The following is a 7752-nucleotide window of genomic DNA, read 5'->3' as shown; positions in this document are numbered from 1 at the left end:
ATGGTAATGCGCGACCAGGGGATCGACCAGCCGCGTTCGGGCGGCGAGATCCGGATTGTCCCTCTGCAGCTCCTGCTCCAGCAGCTCGTAGTCTGCATGGATGTGCTGATCCCCCAGCCATTGCGTGGCGCCGAGCGCCAGCTCGCTGCGGTCGGACGAGGAGGCTCGCGGATCGGGCGCCCCAGCCCGAGCCTCGGAGGCTGTGGCTGGAGGCGGGGCATAATGGGCATCGTCACGCAGCTCGGCCGGTGTGGAGGGCAGATCGACCAGGGAGCCAAGGCCGCGGTAGATATCTGACGAGCGAGCTGACGCGGACCGCCGCGTTGGCCCCCGATCTTGATCCGATTGCGGCGACCACCCTGACCAGGGACGCTCCCAACCGGCAGGTCTTTGCCTTCCGGCCTGGTCCACCTCGCGCCAGAGCTGCGACTGGTCGTAGCTTTCCTGCGAGGCGGYAGGCCCTGCCCCCCGACCGGCCTGCGCCCACGAGCCAAGCTGTGGCCCGAGATCCGGGAGCCTGCCATGTGCAGCGCTCGACGCCGCGGAACCTTCGCCAGGCACGCTCGATGACGGCGATGGCCCGGCAATCAATCTCGACGTAGCAGCATCCGACCGAGGCGCCGAGCCGGCATCGTCCTGCAAGTCGACAATGTCATCAAGATCGGCATGGATCTGCGATGATTTACGTGACGAGCCGGGCTGGGCAATTGCCGAGCCGCCAACTGYGGTCCAATGGCCCGAGGCGCTACCCTCCTCAGTCAGCTGCCCGGGCGTGAGYGCGTTCAGAGCAAAATCCGGACGCCGATAAGGTGTGGGCGATAGCGGCGCGAAGCCGGCGAAGATCGAGGACGAGCCGGCACTTTGAGCAGGCGAGGAAGGGGMCAGCGCGGGGGCCAACTGTGGCGGGAGCGATGTCGTCTGATGGAACTGCGGCACATCGGTAGCCATTGGCGCGCCACGCTTTACAACCTCTTCTTCATGGAAGGCTCGCAAGACGTCCCAGGCCGGGTCGCCCGGGGCGATGGGGATGGGCGAGAAGGCGGGTGAGGTGCTCTGCATAGTTCCAGTGGGCGGGTTGCGTGGCTGCTCGCGCGGGGCCRCTTGTCCATGGGCTGCCAAGCCCAGCGCGTTGTTGGCTGCGACCATTTGCAGGTATTTCTGCAGAAAGCCCCAGGCTGTGCCGAAAACGGGGGCTGCGGTCATCTTGTACTCGTCAACTGCCCGGCTCAGCATCGCGGGTTCAATCTGGGCAATGCCCTTGCCGAAGTGCTGGCTAAGCCAGCTATTGAAACGACCCAAATGGCTCCGATAGATCGTAAGCGTGACTTGACTGTACCTGCTTGCAGCTGCCCGACATGCATCTTCGATCACCTGGTTCTCTTCGCTGACAGGGCGCGATCTAGCTGTTGTGACAGTCTCTCCGGCATAGGCTTGTCGGAGCCTTCCCAACGCCACATTAAGTTCACTCAGTAATTTTGCATCGTTGCTCGCGAAGTCCTTCGCCAGATTGTCCAGCCCCGGGTCCTCAAGCCGGCCGGCGATCTGCGTCCGGTGGTTCTCGTGAAGCCATTTGCTGAACTTGCGCAGCGCCGCTAGATCGTGCCACATGGTTCCTTTTTTGAGGCGGGCAGCTACGGCTCTTGTCTGATATCTGGCTAGGAGTTCCTCATCGTCCTTCGTGCCAAATTCCCGGATATTTGAAGCAATTGTTATAGGCTGTCCGGCAGAATGCTGCCGGAGCCTTTCCAATGCCACGCTAAGTTGTCCCAGTAGTTTGCCATCGTTGCGCGCGAAGTTCTTCGCCATGCTGTCGAGCTGTTCGTCATCAATCCGACCATCGATTTGGCTCTGGTGGTTCTCGGCCAGCCATTTGCTGAACTTGCGCAGCGCTGTTGTATCGCGATCAATCGAGGGTCCACTCACCTTGGCTGTGTTCGCCGCCTCGGCACGGTAGGCGGCAAAAAGCGCCTCGTCCGGGTGCTCTCGTACGCGCTTGCGGCTGCGCGTTTGCTGAACGAGGGAAGCCTGGTGCGGCRCCTCGGCCGGCATCGTTTGGCGCGCGCCGGTCAAATCGCCTCCCATGGTTCCTTCTTCGAGGCCGGCGGCCTGGGCAAGGAGTTGGTCGTAGTCGTTGGTGCCAAGTCGAACATTCGAAGCAGCCGTCCCAGRCTGTCTGACAGAAGCTTGCCGGAGCCTCTTCAACGCCGGATTGATACGCTCGTTCACGCGCTCCGCGAAGTCCTTCGCCAGCGTGTCCAATCCGGGATCCTCAATCCGGCCGGCGATTTGCGTCCGGTGGTTCTCGTCGAGCCATTTGCTGAACTGGCGCAGGGCCGCTAAATCGCGCCTCACGGCCGGTTCTTTGACCACGGCTTTTGYCCGGTATTGGGCGAAGAGTTCCTCATCGTCCTTCGTGCCGGGTCGAATAGCCGAACCAGCCGTCACAGGCTGTCCGGCAGAATGCTGCCGGAGCCTTCCCAACGCCACCTTGGTGTCGCCCAGTAGTACGGCATCGTTGCTCGCAAAGTCCTCCACCAGRCCGACCAGCTGCCCGTCCTCAATCCGACCGCAGATTTGGCTCTGATGATTCTCGTCAAGCCATATGCTGAACTTGCGCAGCGCCGTTATATCGCCAGAAATCGAGCTTTTACCCACCTTGGCTGTTTTAGCCGCCTCGGCACGGTAGGCGGCAAAAAGCGCCTCGTCCGGGTGCTCGCGGTCGCGCTTGCGGCTGCGCGTTCGCTGAACGACGGAAGCCTGGTGYGGTGCCTCGGCCAGCGTTTTATGGCGCGCGCCGGTCACATCGCCCTGTTGATTGGCCGCAGGCCGATATGCGTTCGCGACAGGAAGGCTCACACCACCGGGTGCGCTTCCAAATCCCGTGGCGGGCACGTTGACCCGCGACGGCGGGACGGAATTCAAAGCTTCATAACCCCCAATCGCTGCGCGGCTCCGCGGCTGATCTACACTTTCCGCGGTTGAGTGGACCACCCGCTCCACATCCTGCCAGAACTGCGCCGAAGCGAAACTTGCAGCCGGCAACGGCCCGGCGCGGTCGGCGGCGGCAAAGAGCTCGTCCTGGTCAAAACTATGCGCAGGTGAGTGAGCTGGTGGAGCAAAGGGCAAGTGCGAACCGCCTTCCCCGGCGCCCTCCCCTTGCAGCTTCCTCGGTCCAACCGCATCTGCATGTAAGCCGGTCCGCCGCCTGGCGAGACGGCTGTTTGGAACAGCTTGCCGAAGCTGGCCCGGCTGCAGCGCGTTCAGATGCTCCTGAAAACTCGCCTGGTCGGTCTGCTGCTGTTTCGAGCCTGCATCGTCTTTGCGAGGGAAATCTGAGACGTGGGATCGATTGATATTGCTAAAGGGATCCATGATATCTCCCTTGCCTGTTCCGAGCAGCTCAAGCCGCCCTGGCGGCTGGAAAACTGTTCTATGGGGCTTAGCTGTCGACAGGCTGACGGACCGAGAGCGCGGCAGGTCGCAGTCGAGATCATCACTCCATCGCTGCACGGCCCGCCGATCTTCCCGTTCGACGAGCCCCCCTCCGGCCTCGTTGCGAAGCTGCSGGATCTGGTTATGCCGCGCCTCGCCTATGCCGCCCTGCGGCGTGGCAGCCTAGGTGAGCGTGCGTATTGCCTCGCGTAACGATGATCCGCGAAATTCAAGCGTTGCCTCATGCGCGGGTGTTTGTAGCCTCGCGCTGACGATGCTCCGGAACCGCTGAAGCCTGGTAGAGTGGTCATCTTCACCTCGGGCTCTTCTTGGCCGGCGATCTGGCGAGCAATGTCGCGAATGTAGGTTGAGCCGGTAAAGCACCTTGTTGGCGCGATTGAACCCGTGTGGATGCCAGCCGTTTTGCAAGGAGAGCATTGAGCTATCAGTCGTTTGAGTGCGGACTTGTCAGGCTGGAGCTCGCTGCCATTTTCACGCTCAAATCATCTCTCCTGYGCGCTGCCGATCCCGAGCAGTTGCTGGTTTCTCCGCACGTGCAGGGTCTGGTACCAGGCCGAGCCGTCCAGGCGCTTGTGACAGGCGCACCCTTCCATGTCGCCTTGCGCGGATAATCACTCCGCTAATCCCGATTCCAGCGGTTTTGATTACATTTCGCCCACCTGCTGCGCTTCCCACTATCTGGCGGTTTCCAGAAGACATCGAGCTCCGCGAGCTGACGCTCGATTTCCTTCACGACCTCATCGACATTCATTCCGGACTTGGCGGCGATCAACTTGGCCAAGATCTCGCTTGCTGCCAGAGCCGGCGCGATACTTTTGAAGAAGGATTGAGGGTTGCTGATTACAATGACGCTTGCCTTGGCCATACGGGCGAGCGGCGATACGCTGCTGTCGGTGATGGCAACCACAGCCACTTCTTGGCGCGCTGCTTGCCTAGCCGTTTCGATGGTTGCACGGCAGTAAGGCTCGATACCTACCGCCAGCAATACGTCGCCTTTGCCGACGCCCCGCAAGGCATCGATGCCGAGTCCCCCGGCTGCATCAAGAACGATCGCCTGCCGGCCGAGCCGTGACAGCGTGTAGGCAAAATGCTGCGCCACCGGATGCTCTGCGCGCAGGCCAAGGCTGAAGAGATTTCGGCTTTCGGCAAGGATACCGGCAGCAGCCGTTAGCTGCATCGTGTTCGCGCATTCCCCAAGCCTCGCGATTTCCGCTGCCAGCGTGCCCGCGAGGACTCCGACCGTTGAGTAAGCGCCATCGCCCTCCTGCCTACGCTCAGGTAGCGGCGATTCGGCAGACGTGCGCAGGGCCTTCGCATAAATGCTGCRCATGTCTTCGTAGCGGTCGAGATCGAGCCATCGGACTAGCCTCATCATGGTCGTGTGGGACACACCCGCTAATTGCGCTTGCTCGCGCATGGACATCAACGCGACATCCTGCGGATAGTCCAACACGAACCGGGCAGCTCGCTGGAGCTGAGGCGGCATCGACTCAAACCGTTCGACTAAAAGGTCGGTTAGAGGCCCCTTTTTCATAGACCCTCGCGCCAGTCGGCCAGCTGAAAGCTACGCCTGATTTCACAAGAATAGACACTCGAAAAAATTCCAATTGGTCGCTCTTGCTGAACCGCGCTGCCCCGGTACTGAGCTACATCACCCAAGAGACCACACGCCAGGTCTTCATTGACAACAAAATGCCGCGCCCTTTCTGAACGACATCTCATGTCGTAGCGATAAGCACCCTCTTCTGCGCCTTCAAGTTTCAAGAACGCAGAGGCACGTACGTTCGGAGACATACTCTGTTTGATTACCGTGGAAGGCGTCCACTTTCTGGATTCAAGCATTTGAGAGATCAATTCGCGTACCTATGGACCACGATTTTTCGCGCTGATTTCGGGCTCGTCAGGTTTTGCGGGAACAATGGGGGGAACAACTGATGAAAAGCTGCTGCGACTATGTTGATCGCCTGCGATGAGCTTCCGCGCGAATGCCAGTCTACCCCGATCGTGCCGGCGCACTCCGTCCTGACTTCTCATCAAGCGCGAGCGACCGGTTGAGGTTGTTGACCAACATCTGGTTCCCGGGTTCTTTTCTGAGAGCTTGGCGATATAGCGCTTGTGCCGCGCCATGCCGACCGCAAATGTCGAGCACAACTGCCTTCGCGTTCAATGTGCGCAAGTTGTCTGGAGCCGCAATCAAAACCCCGTCGWGCACCTGAAGCGCCTCCTTCGGGCGTTTCTTTGCTACTAGGGCTTTCGTAAGATGGATCGCGGCGTCGACATTGCCTGGTTCCTGCTGCAGCTGATCCCGCAAAGCCCGCTCGTGAGCATCCTCACCAACGGAGGTCAAGATGCGTTCGCGCATGGCCGGATTGATATCCTTGGCACCGAGCAACTCGGGTGACGGCGTCTCCTTCACTGAAAGAGCTTGCGTGCCCSAGCTATTGCAACCRCCGAGAGGAAGAATTGCAAGTATTGCGAAGGGAACTGACGCCAGACGAACTGAACGCAACGGCGGAACGACTGTTGTTAACATGTGAATGCAGCTATCCTTACGACTGATGCTACGCACTTCAGCTTGGCTCAACGCGCAAATCGTTACGTTCTCCTGACGGTTCATGATTCGTTGCAGCGGTGAGCTTGACGGATCCGACCGGCTGAATCGTAAACTCCGAATCCAGATCCTGATAAGACAAAACGACGAGATCGATCCCGTTGCGCGTAAGGAAACCGCGGACGAAGCGTCGGACGTCCATTGAAGCCAATATGACAGGACGGCGCTGACCCGGCGCAGGGTTCGAATGGATCTGCCGCATTTGTGACAGCAGCATCTCACTTTGAGCATCTCCTAACACGAGGTAGGGACCAACAGCCGAATCACGTATCGCGCTGCGCACCAAATTCTCGGTTTCACGTTCGATAACAACGGCGGGCACGACACCCTGAGCGTTGGCAAAACGATGACAGATCTGCCGCGTCAGACCGGAACGGACATGTTCCGTCAACAATGCGACGTTTTGCTCCTRCTCCMCCCATGCGGCCAATGCCTCCAAGACGAGGCGGGTGTTGCGGATCGGGATATCTTCGTCCAGTAGACGGCGCAGGACATCGGCGATCCGGGGGATTGGCGTCGTGCGTAGCACCTCCTTCACCAACTCGGCATATTCCTGCTCCATCCGGCCCAGCAATTCACGGGTCTCTTGGATGCCCACCAAGCGCCGCGCACGCCGCGCGAGCGTTGCCTGGACTCGCGATGCAATAAGTTCGATGGGACTGTGATAGCCAATGCCGGCGTCATTGAGAGCCGATGCATGGCTTTGTTCGGCCCAGATCTTGCCCGCTTGTGGGTCATGCTGGAAGGGGATGCCGCTCAATTCAATATTGGCCAGATCGTCGGTAAGCCTTAGCTGCGTCGGATCAATCGCATCCTGTTCGACCGGGACGCCCTCGACATCTATCCTGAATTGCGACTCCGGCAACTGCTGTTCGACTGCAACAGGGATGCGGGGAACAATAATGCCGAGGTCAGATGAGACCAGTTCCGAAACGCGCTTAATGTGCTGTTGCAATTCGATTTGGTTGATCGCATCTCCAAGGCTCGGTGCAAGGAGCAGGGTGACCGGACCTCCTTCCGCAGGTGGGGTTTGCTTTTTTGGCGTCCCTGGAGCTGCAGTGGTAGCAGTGGCATCGTCGCCGGTTTGCTTATCGCCTTTGGTAAAACTTGYCGTCGCGAAGACCGCGGCCAACACCAGAAAGACGGGCAGAGGGAAGCCAGGAACAAACCCCATCGCAACTAAGACACCAGCAGCCAGCCTCAATGCCCGCGTATTGGCGGTGAGCTGGCCGGCTATGTCGGCACCAAGGTTGAGTCTCCCGGCCCCACCCACACGCGTGACTATGGTCGCCGATGAAATCGACAGCAGCAGTGCCGGAATCTGTGAGATTAGTGCATCACCTATGGTCAGCAGAGTATATTGGTGCAGCACCTGGCCGAAGGGCAACCCCTTAGACAGCCCGATGGAAACTCCGCCCAGCAAATTGATACAGATAACCACCAGCCCCGCGATGGCATCGCCCTTAACGAACTTCATGGCCCCGTCCATAGCGCCATAAAGCTGGCTTTCTTTCTCCAACATGGCGCGCCGCCTACGAGATTCATTCTCGTCGATGTGGCCATTTCTTAGCTCGGCATCGATCGCCATTTGCTTGCCTGGCAGAGCGTCGAGCGTGAATCGCGCCGCCACTTCTGCAACGCGTTCGGCACCCTTTGCCAGAACCATGAATTGGACCATGGTCACCACT

Annotated in this window: 4 protein-coding genes and 1 pseudogene; 1 reads left to right on the top strand and 4 read right to left on the bottom strand. The window is 59.8% G+C overall.

What is annotated here, in order from left to right; all coding sequences use genetic code 11:
* From ORS3428_RS05125 to ORS3428_RS34290, 3 genes and pseudogenes are all read right to left on the bottom strand, one after another.
* A pseudogene (locus ORS3428_RS05125) lies at nt 1-3372 on the bottom strand (hypothetical protein); the annotation flags it as partial.
* Nucleotides 3373-4072: 700 nt separating this feature from the next.
* Nucleotides 4073-4876: a MurR/RpiR family transcriptional regulator gene (locus ORS3428_RS05115; RefSeq protein ID WP_244507857.1), complete on the bottom strand. Its 804-nt coding sequence runs from the start codon at nt 4874-4876 to the stop codon at nt 4073-4075.
* 570 nt (nt 4877-5446) lie between these two features.
* Nucleotides 5447-5764: a tetratricopeptide repeat protein gene (locus tag ORS3428_RS34290; RefSeq protein WP_338011912.1), complete on the bottom strand. Its 318-nt coding sequence runs from the start codon at nt 5762-5764 to the stop codon at nt 5447-5449.
* Between ORS3428_RS34290 and ORS3428_RS33200 the strand changes: the two genes are divergently transcribed.
* Nucleotides 5714-5854: a hypothetical protein gene (locus ORS3428_RS33200; RefSeq protein ID WP_157895924.1), complete on the top strand. Its 141-nt coding sequence runs from the start codon at nt 5714-5716 to the stop codon at nt 5852-5854. The two genes, ORS3428_RS34290 and ORS3428_RS33200, sit on opposite strands and share 51 nt — an antisense overlap.
* 169 nt (nt 5855-6023) lie before the next feature.
* Here the strand turns inward: ORS3428_RS33200 and ORS3428_RS05105 are convergent.
* Nucleotides 6024-7752 (bottom strand): FHIPEP family type III secretion protein (locus ORS3428_RS05105; RefSeq protein WP_071095206.1); only part of this gene is annotated, 1729 nt, incomplete at its 5' end.

It is taken from the genome of Mesorhizobium sp. ORS 3428, assembly GCF_001854785.1.
Lineage (GTDB): Bacteria > Pseudomonadota > Alphaproteobacteria > Rhizobiales > Rhizobiaceae > Mesorhizobium.
The sequence above is the reverse complement of the archived record's forward strand: the minus strand, read 5'-3'. Positions and strand labels throughout refer to the sequence as shown.

Bases quoted from the DNA above. Each gene is read 5' to 3' on its own strand.
- ORS3428_RS33200 (WP_157895924.1), top strand. From the start codon at position 5,714: ATGGATCGCGGCGTCGACATTGCCTGGTTCCTGCTGCAGCTGATCCCG.